We start from the raw sequence: 18273 nt of genomic DNA on the forward strand, positions 1-18273 counted from the left end.
TTGAACGTAAGAAGGATTTAGTTTGAGATTCTTATTTCTGTAATTGTAGTTAATTTGGTACATGGTAATTCATAAACTTATTTTTACGAACATCAAAGAGTCTACCTGTTTCTTTTAAATAAGGTGATGATAAGTAGGCTATTTTTGCTGCGATTTCTTGTGGTGAAGGTAGTGTTTGTGAATCTTCATCCGGCATGGCTTGTGTACGCATAGCAGTGCGCGTTGCACCTGGGTTAACGCAATTGATTTTAATAGAGGTTTTTTCTAGCTCTTTTGCCCAGCAGCGAGCAATAATTTCTAAGGCAGCTTTAGAAGCCGCGTAAGGTGCCCATGAAGCACGAGCAAGATGAGCAACACTCGAGGACATAAGAATCGCTCGCCCAGCATCAGATTGGCGCAACAAGGGTTCAACCGCTTTTATCAAGCGCCATTGGCTCATAAGATTTATTTGAAAAACATCTTCAAATACGGTGTTTGCAATTTGAGCTATTGGTGCTAGTGTTCCAAGAATTCCCGCATTTGCAACCATGATATCGAGCTTTTTCCAACGTTCAGCAATGAAGATACCAAGGGCATCAATATCTTCCATATGGTGTAAATCGAGTGAAATTGTGGTTACAGAAGCACCTTTTTCTTGAATTTTGTTCTCAAGATTGGTGAGACCACTGACCGTTCTAGCAATAGCAATAATGTGAGCACCACGCGTTGCAAGCTCTAATGCTAAATGGTAACCTATACCTCTTGAAGCTCCAGTAATGAGTGCAACACGACCAAACAGATTAAAATTCAATTTCCTCATTATTAATTTCTTGTTTTAAGAACAGATAACTGATGAATTTTAGGGATACTTTCTTGGTCAACAAGATATGTTGGGTACTGTCCAGTAAAATAGTGGTCGGTAAATTGAGGACAGGCGTTGTTTCTCTTTTCTCCTGCAACTGCAAGATATAAACCATCTGTTGAAAGAAACTCCAGTGAATTAGCTCCAACAAAATTACACATAGATTCTAGATCTGGGTATTGGTTAGCTAAAAGATTTTCTACTTTCGGCGTATCAATACCATAAAAATCAGGGTAAAAAATCATTGGACTAGAAATGCGCATATGGACTTCTTTTGCTCCAGCATCACGAAGCATTCGCACGATTTTAACAGACGTCGTTCCACGGACAATAGAGTCATCTACCAAAATAACGCGCTTACCTTCTATAACAGAACGGTTTGCAGAATGTTTTAATTTAACTCCCAAAGCACGAATTTGCTGCGTTGGTTCAATAAAGGTACGACCAACATAATGGTTACGAATAATTCCAAGCTCAAATGGAATTCCAATTTCCTGTGCATAGCCAATTGCAGCAGGTGTTCCTCCATCAGGAACAGGAACTACAACATCACCATCACAGGGAGCTTCTTGTGCTAAACGTATACCCATATTTTTACGTACTGTGTAGACACTGCGTCCTCCAACGATTGAATCAGGACGGGCAAAATAGACATATTCAAAAAGACAAAGCCTTTCTGGAACTTTTACTTCAGGTTCTATAATTTTCTTAGTAATTTCTCCATTTTTTTGTATTTCGCATATAATAATTTCTCCGTTTTTTACGTCACGAATATACTTTGCTCCAATAATATCTAGTGCGCAAGTCTCCGAACAGAAAATTGGTTTACCATTAAGTTCTCCCATAACAAGTGGTCTAATTCCTGTTGGATCACGTGCAGCAATAAGCTTTGTACGTGTTAGCGCTAGCATGGCATATCCACCTTCTACTTGTCGAATAGCGTCAACAAAGCGATCAGATGACGATTCATGACGTGAGCGGGCAATAAGATGGAGAAAAACTTCTGAATCTGATGTTGATTGGCAGATAGCACCTGAGGCAATAAGCTCACGGCGTAATGTAAGTCCATTTGTGAGGTTGCCATTATGGGCAATAGCAATCCCTCCAGCTTTTAGTTCAGCAAAAAGAGGCTGTACATTGCGTAATGCTATTTCTCCGGTTGTTGAATAACGAGTATGCCCAATAGCACGGTTTCCTGGCAAACGGGCAAGTGTTGCAGGATTTGTATAGTGATCACCAACAAGACCTAAATGCTTTTCTTGGTGAAACATTTTGTTATGGTATGAAACGATACCAGCTGCTTCTTGTCCACGATGTTGAAGAGCATGAAGGCCAAGTGCTGTCAATGTTGTTGCATCTTCGTGTCCAAGAATACCAAAAACTCCGCATTCTTCATGAAGAGCATCATCATCCAATGAAAATTTCTGACAAAGAACATCAGTTTTTATCATCTTATCCTTTCAGTCATGATACAAAAAACAATGTTGCATAACCTAAATTTATTATTTAATAACAATCAGTTTTCTATCTTTGCAGAACAGCTTTTCATAAAGATACATCATGTGCAATTGCAATACAGAAACGACATTTTTAATTTTTTTTTCTGCTATTTTCAATAGCGTTATCAAGATCTTTTGGTAGCATTTCTAGTATTTTTTGACCAAGCGAGTCTAAGATAGGTTTTGTCTTTGCATTTTTCATCCAGCTGGATTGTTGTTCAGGTTTTATGAGGGCATTAACAAGCAATACGCCAATGACTACGATAAATAAGCCACGAAACACTCCAAAAATAAAGCCAGCAAAGCGATCCAGTATACCAATTCTGCTATCAATTATAAAATCTGAGATTTTCATTGTAACAATAGAAGTAATAATAAGAACAATAATAAAAATTGTGACCAATGTTGCAATTAGTGCAATCATTTTGTTAGAAAGATATTGTTCAGAGAAGGGCAATATGTGCTTGAATAAAAATAGTGTTGCAATAGCTGCAATTGCCCAAGAAATTAAAGATAACACCTCACGTGAAAATCCCCTAAGCATGGCCAGCAAGGCAGAAAACAGGATGATTGCTACGACAATTCCATCAAGAGCTGTGATAATCATTTGTTTGTTCCTTATATATAAAATTGCATTTTAAAAATCGATATGCGAATGCATTTTTGATCATGCCATTTTTCGTTCTTATAGCAGGGATCTTTTGCATTTTGTAGAATTTTTTCTATGCTATCGTATATGTGGTATAGACTATTTTTTCCTTGTGGAAATCGCGGCAATTAATTCAGGAAGGTTAGAGAATGTTTTTTGTTGAAAAGTGTGTAATTTTGTTGTGTTGGCCATTACAGTTGGTTGAACAGATCCTTGAAAGCCAAGTTTCTTCGCTTCATTGATACGCTGTTCTGAGTGTGCAACTGAGCGGATAGCTCCTGAAAGGCTGATCTCGCCAAAATATACATAATTTGTTGGTAAAGGAATGTTAGTTAGAGAGGACACTAAAGCTGCAGCAACAGCTAAATCAGCTGCTGGTTCTGATATACGATATCCACCTGCCACATTGAGATAAACATCGTGTTTTCCAAAGCGAATACCACAATGAGCTTCTAGTACAGCTAAAATCATAGCAAGACGATTTCCATCCCAACCAACAACAGCTCGTCTTGGAGTTCCAAGTGAAGAAGAAGAAACAAGTGATTGAATTTCAACTAATATTGGGCGTGTTCCTTCCATTCCGGCAAAAACAACAGCTCCAGGTGCTTTTTCATTCCGTTCACCAAGAAAAAGCTCAGAAGGATTAAGTACTTCTCGTAATCCTTTGTCAGACATTTCGAAAACACCAATTTCATCAGTTGGCCCGAAACGATTTTTGACAGTTCTGAGAATACGATAATGATGACCACCTTCACCTTCAAAATAGAGAACACCATCAACCATATGTTCGACAACACGTGGTCCAGCAATTTGTCCATCCTTAGTAACATGACCAACAAGGACAACAGTTGCTCCTGTTTTTTTTGCAAAGTGTATCATCGCTTGAGCACTAATACGTACCTGTGTAACAGTTCCTGGTGCTGAATCCGCTGCATCCGACCATAAAGTTTGGATTGAATCAATGATAACAGTATCAAGATTTTTATGTTCTCTTAAGGTTGCTAAGATATCTTCAACATTGGTTTCAGTAGCGAGATGAATTCCTGTATTCGTGGCGCCAAGACGTTGTGCACGAAGACAAATTTGTTCAACGGCTTCTTCTCCTGAAACATAGATAACTTTATGCCCATTTCGCGACAGTGCTGCTGCTGTTTGTGTCAACAATGTTGATTTTCCAATACCTGGATCTCCACCAACAAGTAAGGCTGATCCACGAACAAAGCCACCGCCAGTAACACGATCAAGTTCAGAAATTCCAGAACAAATGCGCTGAGCATCTTCAATTTTTCCAGAAAGAGATGTGAGAGCAACTATACGTCCTTTACGAATATTTTGTACAGGACCGCTGCCAATGCCATTATTCGTACTTTCTTCTATAAGTGAATTCCATTTTCCACAGGAGTTGCATTTCCCAGCCCATCTTGAATGAACTGTTCCACAATTTTGGCAAATAAATTGAACACGAATACGTGCCATATTGATTTAACCGTACTGATCTGGAAGATAGTGACTATCTGCCAGATCGCTAAAACGTGTAAAATCTGATTGGAAGGCAAGATGAACAGTTCCTGTTGGTCCGTGACGTTGTTTTGCAATAATAACTTCTGCTTGTCCCATAATTTCATTCATTTTATCTTGCCACTTTACATGTTCTGGGCTGCCTTCCTTAGGTTGTTCATTTTTTAAGTAGTATTCTTCACGATACACGAAAAGAACAATATCTGCGTCTTGTTCAATCGAACCAGATTCCCGTAAATCTGAGAGTTGTGGACGTTTATCTGTTCGGCTTTCAACTTGACGTGAGAGTTGTGAAAGGGCGATAATGGGAACATTTAGTTCTTTCGCTAATGCTTTGAGACCTGTGGTAATTTCAGTGATCTCTTGAACACGGCTCTCAGATGAACGCTTTGAATTACTTGTCATTAATTGAATATAGTCAATAATCAATACATCCAAACCATGTTGCCGTTTTAAGCGTCGTGCGCGTGCCGAAAGCTGCGCAATTGATATACCACCAGTTTGATCGATATAAAGTGGCGTTTTTTGCAATTGTCGTGTTGCACGAATCATTTTTGCAAATTGTTCTTCTGAAATATTACCGCGTCGGAGATCAGAGGAAGAAAGCTCGGTTTGTTCGGAAATAATACGTGTTGCAAGCTGTTCTGATGACATTTCAAGTGAAAAGAATCCGACAATACCTCCCTCATTTTTGATAGAGGAATCGCCTGTTTGAGTATTGCGACTGTAAGTATTAGCAATATTAAAGGCAATATTAGTGGCGAGTGAAGTTTTTCCCATACCAGGGCGTCCAGCAAGGATGATTAAATCAGATGGTTGTAATCCGCCCATTTTTTCATCAAGTGTTTTAATATGAGTAGCTATTCCTGATAATCGTGAAGAACGCTTCTTTGCGGCAGTTGCCATATCAACAGCTTTTTTGATAGCTTCGTTAAAATTTTCAAATCCACTACCATATTTTCCTTTTTCTGCCAGTTCAAACAGACTTTGCTCAATTGTTTCAATTTGTTGATTTGGTGTAAGATCTACAGGAGAATCAAAGGCCGTATTGACAAGTTCATTTCCAAGATCAATTAAAGCTCGTCGAATGAAAAGGTCATAAATAACACGTCCATAATCTTCAGCATTAATGATAGTTACTGCTTCTTTTGCTAAACGAACAACATAATTGAATACAGTTATATCTCCGATTTTTTCATCAGACGGAATAAATGGTTTAATGGTAACTGGATTTGCTATTTTTCCTTTTTGGATAACATAAAATAAAATATCATAAAGTTTTTGATGCAATTGTTCGAAAAAATGCTCTGGTTTCAAAAAATCTGAAACGCGATCAAGGGCATCATTATTAACCAAAATTGCTCCAAGAAGTGCTTGTTCAGCTTCAATATTATAGGGAAGTTGTCGAAAAGAAGGGGAATCTTCTTTTTGTGAAGAACCAAAATTAGCAACACTTATTTCTTCCATAATATTTTTCCGCTAAAATTTTATATTCGATTATTTTAGAAAATAAATCAGATGATGTACATTAAAAGAATAGGATGAAAAATCTTTATTTTATGTCAAATTATGCATTTAATTTGAATTTTTTTTTACCCATAAATACATACACAGACACACATACTGTATATAATACATTTTTTCATTTTAGCTTTTTATATCTCAAAATTGCACCTTCAGCATTAAAAAACAAATAACCCAACTTTAAGTATTTTAAAATTTTGCTGTTGATATAAGTGAAGTCACCCTTAACAAATAGAATCACTTTAAATTGTATGAAGATATTGAGATTTTTTTACTTACGATTTCGTATTCCAAAAGTAACAAGGGTTCAAATAGACCTCACAGGGAAATAATTTTTACTATAAAAACAACAAATACTCAGTTTTTAGGCTGAGTATTTTACGACAGGTCGACTAAAATTAAGATCTAGATATTGAGCAATAGATAATATTAATCAATAAACATAGTAACTAAATATAAGAGAAATATGTAAATTAACTTTCTTCGTTAACACCTTTTTCATTATTGTCATTCATTTCTTCCACAGACAAACTTTCTTGATTCTCTATTAACGTTTCCGATTGAGTGTCATATATTGCTTCGACAGAAGTGAGAGTTTCTCCTTCTGCTTGACGTTGTGCTTCACTGACCGAGCGAGCAACATTGATTGCTACAGAAATTTGAACTTCAGGGTGCAGGCTAATAGTGACGGAATGGAGACCAACGGTTTTTATTGGATGATTTAGTTCAATCTGATTGCGTTCAATAGAAAACCCATCAGCCGTTATAACCTCAGAAATGTCACGTGTTGAGACTGATCCGTAAAGTTGTCCTGTTTCTCCAGCTGAACGAACAACAACAAATGATTTACCATCTAGTTTTACAGCAATTTCTTGTGCTTTGCTTTTTCGTTCGAGATTACGAGCTTCTAATTGCACACGCTGTGTTTCAAAGTGCTTTTTATTAGCCTCATTAGCGCGTAAAGCCTTGCCTCGAGATAAGAGAAAGTTACGTGCATAACCATCTTTAACCGAGACAATGTCACCAATTTGCCCAAGACGTGGAATGCGCTCAAGTAAAATAACATCCATAATTTTTCCTTTCGAATAAACAAAACTTAGCCAAGTTTGTCGTGTGATTGAAAATTGTACTGAATAGTTGCCCAAATACCCATCAAAAGCATCATGAAAGAAATAGGAGGAGCAAAAACTATGGTAAAAATTGCAGTATAAACAAGAGCAAGTATAATAATTCTACCACTTATTCCTTCTGTAATGCTATGGAGGTATGCTAATCCACTGATTGATATAGCAACAGCGTACGTTGTGGCAAAAATACGCGTGACCAAATTAAAGGTGAAACCTAAGTCAATCATTGATGCTATGACCATAACAAAAAAAACGATGAGTCCAGAAATTGGTAGGCGAAAAGTTTTTCCCCAATCATCACGTGGTCTCATCAACCACTTCATATGTTGTGCTGTTACAGTAGAAAAATAAAGATTACCAATGAGAAATACAAAGCTATAGATGGTCAAAGAAATGGCCATCAATGTTGCTGCATGTGTCATTAAAAGTTCACTAAAAGTGATGATATCATCTTCTTTTATAGACTGTGATTGCTGCATAGTACGCGCTATTTTTTCAGTAATTCCTTTCGCAATTATAGGCGTAGACGGGTGTATCTTAATATAGAGTCCAGTGAAGCTTGATAAAAGAGCAATAAAATTGGTTAGATGAAAAATGACAGACGATAGCGGATACCATATCAAGGAATTTTCTTTTTGTGCTGGTTGTGCAAGCCCTAGAAGCCAAGATGCGTATACGGCAGGAAGAAAAAACAGCAGCATGAAGCCAAAACCAATGTAAATATTGGTAACTCCAGTAAGAACAATAGTGGCAATTATTAAGGATACGAGACTAGCTAATGTTCCCTGACAAAATGCAATAATGAAGATTGGAAGTGAAAGGAAACAACCAAAAAGAAAAGAAAGATAAGGCGCGATATTCGCAACACTAATAATCGCCATCCCTATAACGACAACAAAAAGTCCAGCTAAAATACCGGTCATTATTTCATAAACAAGGAAATTTTTCACTTATCGCTGTCCTGCCTTTGCAGTTAGGGGTATTATGATACCCCAACTTTCGTTATTCCAAACACCCGGCTACGCAATCTCGATAAACCGTACTGCTGTTGAATCAAAAAATAAAAAAACTAAAAAAAATCAAGTTGTATAGTAAATTCAACAAACTACCTTATAACATATGGAAGCAAGCTGAGAAAACGAGCACGCTTAATGGCATTAGCCAATTCACGTTGTTTTTTTTGACTAACAGCTGTAATTCTCGAAGGAACAATTTTTCCACGTTCTGAAATATAACGCTGCAATAATTTAACATCTTTATAATCAATTTTTGGGGCATTTGCACCTGAAAAAGGACACGTTTTGCGACGTCTATGAAAGGGACGACGCGTTGTAGTTTGACTATTATCTGTCATCACTCTACTCCTTCTACAGCATCTTCACGTTGACGATTCTGGTAGTTCATTCGCTCTTTATCTTGGCTAAGATGACTATTACGATCGGAACGCGAAAACATAGCAGATTTTTCTTTTTCATGCTTTTCTACGCGAATAGTCATGTAACGTAAAATGTCTTCATTGATGCGCATTTGCCGTTCAACTTCAGCAATTGCTTCGGAAGGCGCATCAATATTAACTAGTACATAATGAGCTTTACGATTTTTGCGAATACGATAAGTAAGAGGGCGAAGCCCCCAATTTTCTACACGCCCAACTTTTCCACCATATGATTCAATAACACCTTTGTAGACATTTACAAGTTCATCAACTTGCTGTGGCGCAATGTCTTGTCGGGCAAGGAACACATGTTCATAAAGAGCCATCATTTTGCCTTTCTTCAATTAAATTTTACTGGGTTTAACGCAAAGCCTCTGCGACTTGTCTTTTTTGGAAATCCAAAGAAGAAAGGACGCGTTGCATTCGAGACATCCGAGAGCGGAGATACGGGAGATCAGAAATATCACATTCCTTACTGGGGTATTCCCAGTCCTCCGTTCAACCTCCAGTTAAAGCACCAGTAATGAACACCAGATATTTACAGCGTATCTTTTAAAATAGCAAGTTTATCAGCATAAAAAATATATTCTACTGTATTTTAGTGTAATTAAATGACTTATACGTAAGGGGGACAATATGAGCCATAAAAAATGAAAAAGGAGATGAAAATGGATTTCTTAAATCAGATTGATGCTTCACTTTTCGAAGTTCTCTCTGGAAATTATCAATCATGGTCAATTTCAGTTTTGTTTGGCATTTTTTGTGCAAAATTTTTAATTTATATTATCCCTATTCATCTTTTTGTATTATGGTTTTGTGGTCAAGAGATGGAGCGGCGTGTTGTGTTAAGTATTTGCGCAAGTATTGGCATGGCTCTTTTTTTAGGCTACTTTATCTCCCTTATTTATTTTCATCCACGTCCATTTGTTGTTGGTATGGCATCTCCACTCATTCAGCATAAGGCAACAGCTTCTTTTCCAAGTAATCATGCTTTAGCTATTGCATGCTATGCTGCAAATCTCTACTTTTATCGATATAAAATTATATCTAAGTTTGCAGTGGTGTGTTTATGTTTAATATGTTGGGGACGTGTTTTTGTCGGTGTACATTATCCCTTTGATGTTTTTGCTGGCACAATTGTAGGAATTTTAGTAAGTTTTGGAATTATTCGATGTATTGCGCCATATTTCCCTCAATTTTTATACCAAATTCCACCATTGAAATATAATTTCAAGAAGGATATTCATTTTAAATAAACTATTTTGTCTTGATTTTTACTTTTAGTGAATAAAATCAAAAAAATAATCGAACTATTGGGAGGTCACTCATGGTGGCAGTATTTACTTTTCCAGGGCAGGGGAGCCAACTTGTTGGTATGGGCAAAGTTCTCGCAGAGCAATTTGTTGCAGCGCGTATGGTTTTTGAAGAAGTTAATGATGCTTTGGGTGAGAGATTATCGGATATCATTTTTGAAGGGCCTGTGAACTCTTTAACACTAACATCAAATGCACAGCCGGCATTGATGGCTGTATCCATGGCTATTATCCGTGTTATGGAACAGTTTGGGCTTGATATAGGAGCAAAGGTAAAATTTGTTGCGGGTCATTCCTTAGGAGAATATACAGCACTTTGTTCTGCTGGTACATTTAGCATTACCGATACTGCAAGACTTTTGCGTATTCGTGGAAATGCTATGCAGGATGCTGTTGCTGTTGGTAAAGGTTCTATGGCGGCACTTATTGGTTTAGATGAACAAGATGTAGAAGAAATTTGTAATATTGTTTCAGGAAAAGGATTATGCCAGATTGCTAATGATAATGGTGGTGGGCAAATTGTTATTTCAGGTGAAATAAATGCAATTAAAGCGGCTGTAGAAATTGCATCGAAAAAGGGGGCAAAACGCGCACTTCTTCTTCCAGTTTCTGCGCCTTTTCATTCATCTTTAATGCAGCCTGCTGCTGATGCCATGAAGAATGCACTTTTATCCGTTAGTAAAATTACTCCTGTTGTTCCTCTTGTTGCGAATGTTTCTGTTTCTCCAGAAAGTGATTTAGAGCGCATTGTTATGCTTCTTGTTCAGCAAGTTACAGGACGAGTGCGGTGGCGTGAAACAATAGAGTGGATCTATTCTAGAGGGGTGGATACATTTTTTGAAATTGGTTCTGGAAAAGTATTAACAGGTTTAGCTCGCCGCATTAATAGGGATATAAAAGGATTGACAATCAGTACAGCTCAGGAAATAGAAGGGGCTTTACGTCTACTTGGTGTCTGATCTTTAAGGAGTCTATAAATGTTTAGGTTAACTGGTCGTAAAGCTCTTGTTACTGGAGCATCAGGAGGAATTGGTGAAGAGATTGCCCGTTGTTTTCATGCGCAAGGAGCGATTGTTGGGCTTCATGGAACGCGTGAAGATAAGCTCAAAGAAGTTGCAAAAGATCTTGGACAAGGTGTTGTTGTGTTGCCTGCTAATCTTTCTGAGCGCGATTCTGTTAAGCAACTAGCTGAAGAAGCAGAAAGGGAAATGGGGGGCATCGATATTCTTGTCAATAATGCTGGCATTACGAGGGATGGTCTTTTTGTGCGTATGCAAGAACAAGACTGGGACGATGTATTAGCGATTAATCTTACGTCTGTTTCTATTTTGACGCGTGAGTTGATATCGTCCATGATGCGGCGTCGCTATGGGCGGATTATTAACATAACATCTGTTGTTGGTGTTGTTGGAAATCCTGGACAAACGAATTATTGTGCTTCAAAATCTGGCTTGATAGGCTTTTCTAAAGCATTAGCACAAGAAATTGCATCACGAAACATTACGGTTAACTGCATTGCTCCGGGATTTATTCAATCTGCAATGACTGATAAACTTAACGATAAGCAAAAAGAGACTATTATGTCGGCTATTCCAATGAAGCGTATGGGAACTGGAAAAGAGGTAGCTTTTACTGCTGTTTATCTAGCAAGTGATGAAGCGGCGTATGTGACAGGTCAAACGATACACGTTAATGGTGGTATGGCAATGATCTAATATTTTTTTTATTCTGCATTGATTTGTAGGGTATATTATTTTAAACAGTAGCGGAGGAGAGTGGGAAAGCAGATCTATTTTTTTTACGTGGAAGTTGATTGATTGTTCATATTTGAATGGGGTGTTGACCATATTCTGTAGAGGATATCCACAGGATGTTTTAGGTTGTGGTTAAAATTTTCAAAGTAATGCATCTATTGCTTGATTAGATAATTTAACATGACTAACCAATTATAGAAAATAAATGTAAATTGTAAGGATTTCGATTATGAGTGATACAGAAGAGCGCGTTAAGAAGATTATCGTGGAGCATCTTGGGGTTGATGAAGATAAGGTAGTAGAAAATGCAAATTTTATCGATGATCTAGGGGCAGATAGTCTTGATACGGTTGAGCTCGTTATGGCTTTTGAAGAAGAGTTTGGTATAGAAATTCCAGATGAGGCTGCCGAAACAATTTTCACGGTTGGTGATGCGGTAAAATTTATTAATAAAGCTTCTTCGTTATAATTGGAAGGCAAAAGCAATTGTGCTTTTGCCTATGTTTTTGGAGAGCTATCTTATAGGTCTGACTTTGAGAGGTAGACTTTCAATTCAAGGTTAACAAGAATGAGACGTGTTGTCGTTACTGGTTTGGGATTGGTGTCTCCATTGGCTGGTGACATCGAGTATAGTTGGAGGCGCCTTCTTGAAGGAAAAAGCGGTGTCCGTCGCATTACGGAATTTGACGTATCTGATTTGCCGTGTCAAATTGCTGCGCGTGTTCCTTTAGGCGACGGGACAAATGGTACGTATAATGCTGATTTATATATGGAGCCGAAGGAGCAGCGTAAAGTTGATGCATTTATTGTCTATGCAATGGCCGCTGCTGATCAAGCTCTTGCAGATGCTGAATGGAATCCAACAAGTGATAGGGATCAGATTCGCACGGGTGTGTTGATTGGTTCTGGCATTGGTGGCATTGAGGGGATTGTGGAGGCTGGCTATACGCTTCGTGATAAGGGGCCTCGTCGTGTTTCTCCATTTTTTATTCCAGGGCGCTTAATTAATCTTGCTTCTGGCTATGTTTCTATAAAGTATGGTCTTCGTGGTCCTAATCATTCAGTTGTGACAGCTTGCTCAACGGGTGCGCATGCAATCGGTGACGCAGCGCGTTTAATTGCACTTGGTGATGCAGATGTAATGGCTGCAGGGGGAACGGAATCTCCTATAAATAGGATATCCCTTGCTGGTTTTGCTGCTTGTCGTGCCCTTTCCACTGGCCGTAACTCTGATCCAGAGCGGGCATCACGTCCTTATGATGCTGATCGTGATGGATTTGTGATGGGTGAGGGAGCTGCAATTGTTATTTTAGAAGAGCTCGAGCATGCAAAAAAACGGGGTGCTCGTATTTATGCTGAGATTATTGGTTATGGATTATCTGGTGATGCTTACCATATTACGGCTCCTTCGGAGAGTGGTGAGGGGGCGCAGCGAAGTATGGTAGCAGCTCTTCAGCGTGCGCAGATAAATGTTAGTGACATTGATTACATAAATGCTCATGGAACATCAACAATGGCTGATGTTATAGAGCTTGCAGCTGTTGAGCGTGTTTTGGGTCATCATGCACCACGAGTATTAATGTCATCAACAAAGTCGTCTATTGGACATTTGCTTGGCGCGGCTGGCGCAGCTGAAGCTATTTTTTGTATTTTGTCTATAAGAGATAATATGGCTCCAGCAACGCTTAATCTTGACAATCCATCAATTGAAACAAAGATTGATCTTGTTCCACATAAACCACGTGAACGAAAGATTAATACGGTTCTTTCAAATTCTTTTGGATTTGGTGGAACAAATGCATCTTTAGTATTTCGACGCTTTGGAAAATAATAAATATTTTTTATTTGTTTTTATATTATCTTTTTCTGAGTTTTTTATTACGGAATTTAAGTAAGAAATTACAATATAGTATCAAAGTTTTTGGGGTGGATGGGTTATGTCCGAGACAAAAAATGAAAAACCGCTAGGAGACATAGATGGTTCTTCTTTGATCTATTTAGAAAATAATAACTGTAAATTAGTGCATAAAACGCGAAAAAATTCGTCTATTGTACGTCATCCATTTGTTATTCTCGGTCATTGTTTTTTGACTTTGATTATGGTTTTTATTTTGGCTATAAGCGTTTCACTTTATATCGGAAAAAATATTTTTGAAAGAAAGGGGATGTTTGAAAGAGAACAAGTTATTCTCATTTATCCTGGATCAGGAATTCGTGAAATTGCTTCTTTTCTTGAAAAGCGTGGTCTCATTCAATCATCTGATATTTTCGTTTACGGGGTTGGTTATCATCAAAAAATTGCTCGTCTTAAAGCTGGTGAATATCTAATTCCATCTCATGCTTCGATGCAGGATATTATGGATATTCTTGTAAAGGGAAAATCGATTGAACATACATTTACAGTGCCAGAAGGTTTAACAGTTCAACAAGTTTTTGATCGATTAGCTGCTAATGAAGTTTTAATTGGAGATCTTCCAGAAATTTTGCCTCCCGAAGGCAGTTTAATGACTGATACTATTCGCTTTATTCGAGGCACGACACGCAAAGAAATTATCAAAAGATTGAGTGAAGGGCAGACAAAACTAATTAATTCAATATGGAAGACTCGTTCGCCTGATTTACCAATCAAATCCATTGATGAATTTGTTATATTGGCATCAATTGTTGAAAAAGAAACGGGGGTTGCATCGGAAAAGCGTCAAATTGCGGCGGTGTTTCATAACCGCCTTGCTAAGCGTATGCGTCTTCAATCTGATCCAACAGTAATTTATGGTCTCTTCGGAGGGAAGGGAAAGCCTTCAGGTCGTACAATTTATCGTTCAGATCTTGAAAAATTAACGCCGTATAACACTTACAAAGTTCATGGGTTGCCGCCAACAGCTATTGCGAATCCAGGTCGAGATTCTTTACAAGCCGTAGCGCAGTCACCGAGCAGTGATATGCTTTATTTTGTAGCTGATGGTTCAGGTGGCCATGTTTTTTCTAAAACCTTGGATGAGCATAATATGAATGTCCGAAGGTGGCGTATATTAAAGCAAAAAAAATAAATATTTTTAAAAATGTAAGAATTTTATGATCGAATCTTCTGAGAGGTTATAGCAAAAATAAGTCAGGGTGATGTTATGAGATTCTTGGAAAGCGAATTTAATACTAAAGAAGTTAGTTTTCGTCGCGGTTTTTTATTTATTCTCTCTTCGCCTTCAGGAGCAGGTAAATCAACTCTCTGTCGACTACTGTTAGAAGAAGGACAATTAGATCTTTCTATAAGTGTGACAACGCGAAAAAGACGTCCTAGTGAGGTGGATGGTGTCCATTATCATTTTATTTCGAAGAAAGAGTTTGAACGTAAGCGTGATAGAGATGAATTTATCGAATGGGCGGAAGTTCATGGAAATTATTATGGAACTTTACGTGAAAATGTTAAAAGTGTGTTAAATTCTGGTCGAGACATGTTATTTGATATTGATTATCAAGGCACTGAACAGCTTAAAAAAAAGATGCCGGAGGATACAGTATCTGTTTTCATTCTTCCACCATCAATGAAAGAGCTTAATTCTCGTTTATATCGTCGAGCAGAAGATAGTCAGGAAATTATTAATTTGCGATTGCAAAATGCAAGACAAGAAATGCAGCATTGGCGTTCTTATGATTATATCCTCATTAATGAGGATTTAAATCAGTCTGTATTATTTGTTAAATCGATTTATTTGGCAGAAACAGTAAAACGTGAAAGATTTTCTTATTTAGAATCTTTCATTGATGGACTTGTTTTGGAAAAGATTGAATAATCGGTAGAAATTTAGCTTTTTTATATAATTAAATTGGCTAAAGTTACAAATTCAGAAATTGATAGTGTTTCAGCTCTTCGTGTTCCATCAATTCCAGCTTTTTTTAAAAGCATTTCACCTCCAACAGTTTTAAGGGTTTGGCGAAGCATTTTTCGTTTTTGTCCAAAAGCAACTTTTGTTATAAAGCTTAATTTTTTTGCGGAGCAAGAGAGAGGTTGTACGCGTGGTATGATATGAACAACAGAAGAAGTAACTTTTGGTGCTGGTATGAAAGCTTGAGAAGGGATATCAAAAACAATTTTGGCAGTTGTGCGCCATCCGGTTAATACGCTAAGACGCCCATAATGAAGAGATTGAGGCGTAGCAGTAATACGTTTTGCTACTTCACGCTGGAACATCAACGTCATTGATTCGTAAAAAGGAGGCCATGGTTCAGCTAAAAGCCAATTTAATAAAAGTTGTGTTCCAATATTATAGGGAAGATTTGCTACAATACGCGGTTTTTCTGTAAAGTTTTCAAAAAGTTTTGAAAAGTTTTGCTTTAGTGCATCCCCACAAATAAGTTTTAATTTTTGAGGATAATGCTTTTTTATATCTAACAAAGCTGGTACGCAACGCTCATCGAGTTCTATAGCTGTCACGATGGCGCCTTTTGCAAGTAAAGCGCGGGTAAGTCCTCCAGGACCAGGGCCAACTTCGATAACAGGTTTTTCCTCTATATTTCCTGCTTGATGAGCAATTTTTGATGTTAAGTTAAGATCAAAAAGGAAATTTTGACTTAAGGATTTATGAGCTTGCAGTCCATATGTACTAATTACCTCACGAAGAGGGGGTAACTTATCTATCGTCATGATATAAAATTATTTTTTGCCAGTTGATTTGCAAGTTTGAGGGCTGAAATGAAACTTTCTGGAGATGCTATGCCTTTAGCCGCAATATCAAAAGCTGTTCCGTGATCTGGAGAAGTTCGAATAAAAGGTAGCCCCAAAGTGATATTAACAGTTGTAGCAAAGTCCAGTGTCTTAATGGGGATGAGAGCTTGATCATGATACATGCACAAGGCAACATCATATGTTTTTCGTGCTTGTTCGTGAAACATTGTATCAGAAGGAAGTGGTCCTACAATATTTAAATTTTTTTTCTTAAGATACTCAATAGCAGGAGTAATAATTTCAATGTCCTCTTTTCCTATTGCACCTTCTTCCCCAGCATGAGGATTAAGACCAGCAACAGCTAGTCGAGGCGAAGTTATTTTAAATCGAGTTTTTAGATCATTTTCAACAATTAATGCGGTTTGAACAATTAATTGATGGGTAAGATGTAAAGGCACATCATTGAATGGAACGTGAACAGTAATTGGTACTGTTTTCAATTGAGGCCCAGATAACATCATAACTGGATGATAGCGTTTAGTGGAATTTTGATAAGCCAAGTTAGCTAAAAATTCTGTATGTCCCAAAAAACCAAATCCTGCATCAGAAAGACTTTTTTTTGAAATAGGGCAAGTAACCAGTGCACCTGCATGTTTATTCTGAATTAATTGAACACCACGTTCAATTGCTTCAATTATTCCAGCAGCATTTTTTAGTGAAGGAAAGCCTAATTGATCACTTTGTCGATTTCTAAGTGGTATTACAGGAAGAGCAATCTGAAAGTTTTTTACAATATCATTTTTAAAGACAGATTCTATTTTAATATCGATCTTTAAAAAACGAGCACGCGAACAAATAACATCTGGATCAGCTAAAATAGCGAAAGGAGGGATTTGACGTACATTACGCAAACTCCACGCTTTTATAGCAATTTCGTATCCAATACCTGCTGGATCACCACCAGTAACAATTATTGTGACCATTATGAATTTTGAATATGTGCTGTTTGCCGCAATTCTTTTAAATACTTCTCACTTAAATTTTCAAGTTTTTGCGGATTTTTTTTCTGATTATCTTGGAGAAAAAACATGAGGCGAGCAACATGATCATCAGAAACCTTTTTTATTTTGCAGATAGCAAGTGCTTCAATACCATAAGAAGTTTCCCGTAATTGTGTCATTTTTCCAACAGGCGTTGCATGAATATCTTTTTCCCATTTTTCAGGAAGTTGTGGTTCCAAAAACTTTCCTAAATTCCGGATGGTAATATCTAAAATGCCCTCTGCCTGTTTTTTAGTGTTTGCGCACCCCTGAAAACGTGCACGGAAATTATTCGCTTCTCTTTGACGTTTTTCAAAAATTTTAGAACGGCGATGCGCAGGAATAACAAAAATAATTTGTTGCAACGTATATTCGTTAGTTGAAGGCTTTACACCACCATTTTTTAATACTCTGTACACAGCATCTTGTTCAGTAAGTACACCAGTTTCAGCTTGATAGCGAGCATTAACAAGACGTCCCCATCCTATTTGTCCACGGATATAATCCTTAAAGTGCTGTACAGTAATATCACTTTGAGTCAAGATTTGATTGAGCTGGTCAATATCTATGTTATTCTGTGCTGCAAAATTCTCAAAGGCATTATTAACCTCATCGTCGCTAACTTCAATGTTGCGACGTTCAACTTCGATATTCTTGAGCGCTTCATCTATAAGCTCATTTTTAGCTTTCGCAGAAAGATCTCCTTGCTTTTGTTGTAGCCTAAGAAAGGCAATACGCTTCTGAATATCATAATTGGTTATAGGACTTCCATTAACTTTGACAACAATCACAGTTTGTGCAAAGCTTGGTTGAATAAGAGGCTCCCGCATCCACAATATGCTTACGCTAAAAATAGCACTAGAAAATAAAACAAGAGCACACTTTTTAAATTTGTTCATATAAGTAAGCTTCT

19 protein-coding genes are annotated in these 18273 nt (G+C 37.5%); 7 read left to right on the forward strand and 12 right to left on the reverse strand.

Translation table 11 applies throughout. The features are described 5' to 3' along the window. Positions 1-49: 49 nt before the first annotated feature. The 9 genes from V4P54_RS01735 to rpsF all read right to left on the reverse strand — a co-directional run bounded on the left by V4P54_RS01735 (position 50) and on the right by rpsF (position 8919). Positions 50-799 carry an SDR family NAD(P)-dependent oxidoreductase gene (locus V4P54_RS01735; protein WP_455477434.1) on the reverse strand — a complete coding sequence of 250 codons (750 nt, stop codon included), beginning with the start codon at positions 797-799 and terminating at the stop codon, positions 50-52. Between the two features lie 2 nt (positions 800-801). Beyond that, on the reverse strand, positions 802-2292 hold the full coding sequence (gene purF, locus V4P54_RS01740; protein WP_455477435.1) for an amidophosphoribosyltransferase: 1491 nt from the start codon (positions 2290-2292) through the stop codon (positions 802-804). 139 nt (positions 2293-2431) lie between these two features. Next, positions 2432-2947, reverse strand: coding sequence for a CvpA family protein (locus V4P54_RS01745; protein WP_455477436.1), 516 nt, complete (start codon positions 2945-2947; stop codon positions 2432-2434). 141 nt (positions 2948-3088) lie between these two features. Then, on the reverse strand, positions 3089-4465 hold the full coding sequence (gene radA, locus V4P54_RS01750) for a DNA repair protein RadA (protein WP_455477437.1): 1377 nt from the start codon (positions 4463-4465) through the stop codon (positions 3089-3091). Between the two features lie 6 nt (positions 4466-4471). Beyond that, positions 4472-5974, reverse strand: coding sequence for a replicative DNA helicase (locus V4P54_RS01755; protein ID WP_455477438.1), 1503 nt, complete (start codon positions 5972-5974; stop codon positions 4472-4474). Between the two features lie 530 nt (positions 5975-6504). Continuing rightward, positions 6505-7101, reverse strand: a complete 597-nt coding sequence (rplI, locus tag V4P54_RS01760) for a 50S ribosomal protein L9 (RefSeq protein ID WP_455477439.1) — start codon at positions 7099-7101, stop codon at positions 6505-6507. Positions 7102-7127: 26 nt separating this feature from the next. Next, a complete protein-coding gene (locus V4P54_RS01765) occupies positions 7128-8108 on the reverse strand; it encodes a hypothetical protein (RefSeq protein WP_455477440.1) in 981 nt (326 codons plus the stop codon). A gap of 155 nt (positions 8109-8263) precedes the next feature. Continuing rightward, entirely contained in the window at positions 8264-8512 is a 249-nt protein-coding gene (gene rpsR, locus V4P54_RS01770) for a 30S ribosomal protein S18 (protein WP_455477441.1), read from the reverse strand. Continuing rightward, positions 8512-8919, reverse strand: a complete 408-nt coding sequence (gene rpsF / locus V4P54_RS01775; protein ID WP_455477655.1) for a 30S ribosomal protein S6 — start codon at positions 8917-8919, stop codon at positions 8512-8514. Before rpsF ends, rpsR begins: the two co-directional genes overlap by 1 nt. A gap of 342 nt (positions 8920-9261) precedes the next feature. Between rpsF and V4P54_RS01780 the strand changes: the two genes are divergently transcribed. The 7 genes from V4P54_RS01780 to gmk all read left to right on the forward strand — a co-directional run bounded on the left by V4P54_RS01780 (position 9262) and on the right by gmk (position 15448). Beyond that, positions 9262-9849 carry an undecaprenyl-diphosphatase gene (locus V4P54_RS01780; protein WP_455477442.1) on the forward strand — a complete coding sequence of 196 codons (588 nt, stop codon included), beginning with the start codon at positions 9262-9264 and terminating at the stop codon, positions 9847-9849. Between the two features lie 71 nt (positions 9850-9920). Next, positions 9921-10865 (forward strand): ACP S-malonyltransferase, encoded by a 945-nt coding sequence (gene fabD, locus V4P54_RS01785; protein ID WP_455477443.1) that lies wholly within the window; start codon positions 9921-9923, stop codon positions 10863-10865. 18 nt (positions 10866-10883) lie between these two features. Beyond that, on the forward strand, positions 10884-11621 hold the full coding sequence (gene fabG, locus V4P54_RS01790) for a 3-oxoacyl-[acyl-carrier-protein] reductase (RefSeq protein WP_455477444.1): 738 nt from the start codon (positions 10884-10886) through the stop codon (positions 11619-11621). 268 nt (positions 11622-11889) lie between these two features. After that, positions 11890-12129, forward strand: a complete 240-nt coding sequence (locus V4P54_RS01795) for an acyl carrier protein (protein ID WP_455477445.1) — start codon at positions 11890-11892, stop codon at positions 12127-12129. Positions 12130-12228: 99 nt separating this feature from the next. After that, complete coding sequence (gene fabF, locus V4P54_RS01800; RefSeq protein WP_455477446.1) at positions 12229-13491, forward strand: beta-ketoacyl-ACP synthase II; 1263 nt, start codon at positions 12229-12231, stop codon at positions 13489-13491. Between the two features lie 106 nt (positions 13492-13597). Next, positions 13598-14707 carry an endolytic transglycosylase MltG gene (mltG, locus tag V4P54_RS01805; RefSeq protein ID WP_455477447.1) on the forward strand — a complete coding sequence of 370 codons (1110 nt, stop codon included), beginning with the start codon at positions 13598-13600 and terminating at the stop codon, positions 14705-14707. A 75-nt stretch (positions 14708-14782) separates the two neighbouring features. After that, entirely contained in the window at positions 14783-15448 is a 666-nt protein-coding gene (gene gmk / locus V4P54_RS01810; protein ID WP_455477448.1) for a guanylate kinase, read from the forward strand. A 20-nt stretch (positions 15449-15468) separates the two neighbouring features. On the opposite strand, the gene rsmA is transcribed toward gmk, so the two are convergent. Genes rsmA through V4P54_RS01825 form a run of 3 tightly spaced genes read right to left on the reverse strand, consistent with a single transcriptional unit; the run spans position 15469 to position 18259 of the window. Then, complete coding sequence (rsmA, locus tag V4P54_RS01815; protein WP_455477449.1) at positions 15469-16299, reverse strand: 16S rRNA (adenine(1518)-N(6)/adenine(1519)-N(6))-dimethyltransferase RsmA; 831 nt, start codon at positions 16297-16299, stop codon at positions 15469-15471. Further along, complete coding sequence (pdxA, locus tag V4P54_RS01820) at positions 16296-17303, reverse strand: 4-hydroxythreonine-4-phosphate dehydrogenase PdxA (RefSeq protein WP_455477450.1); 1008 nt, start codon at positions 17301-17303, stop codon at positions 16296-16298. The genes rsmA and pdxA overlap by 4 nt, the downstream gene beginning before the upstream one ends. Beyond that, on the reverse strand, positions 17303-18259 hold the full coding sequence (locus tag V4P54_RS01825; protein WP_455477451.1) for a SurA N-terminal domain-containing protein: 957 nt from the start codon (positions 18257-18259) through the stop codon (positions 17303-17305). The genes pdxA and V4P54_RS01825 overlap by 1 nt, the downstream gene beginning before the upstream one ends. Between the last annotated feature and the right edge of the window lie 14 nt (positions 18260-18273).

It is taken from the genome of Bartonella sp. B41 (genome assembly GCF_053795765.1).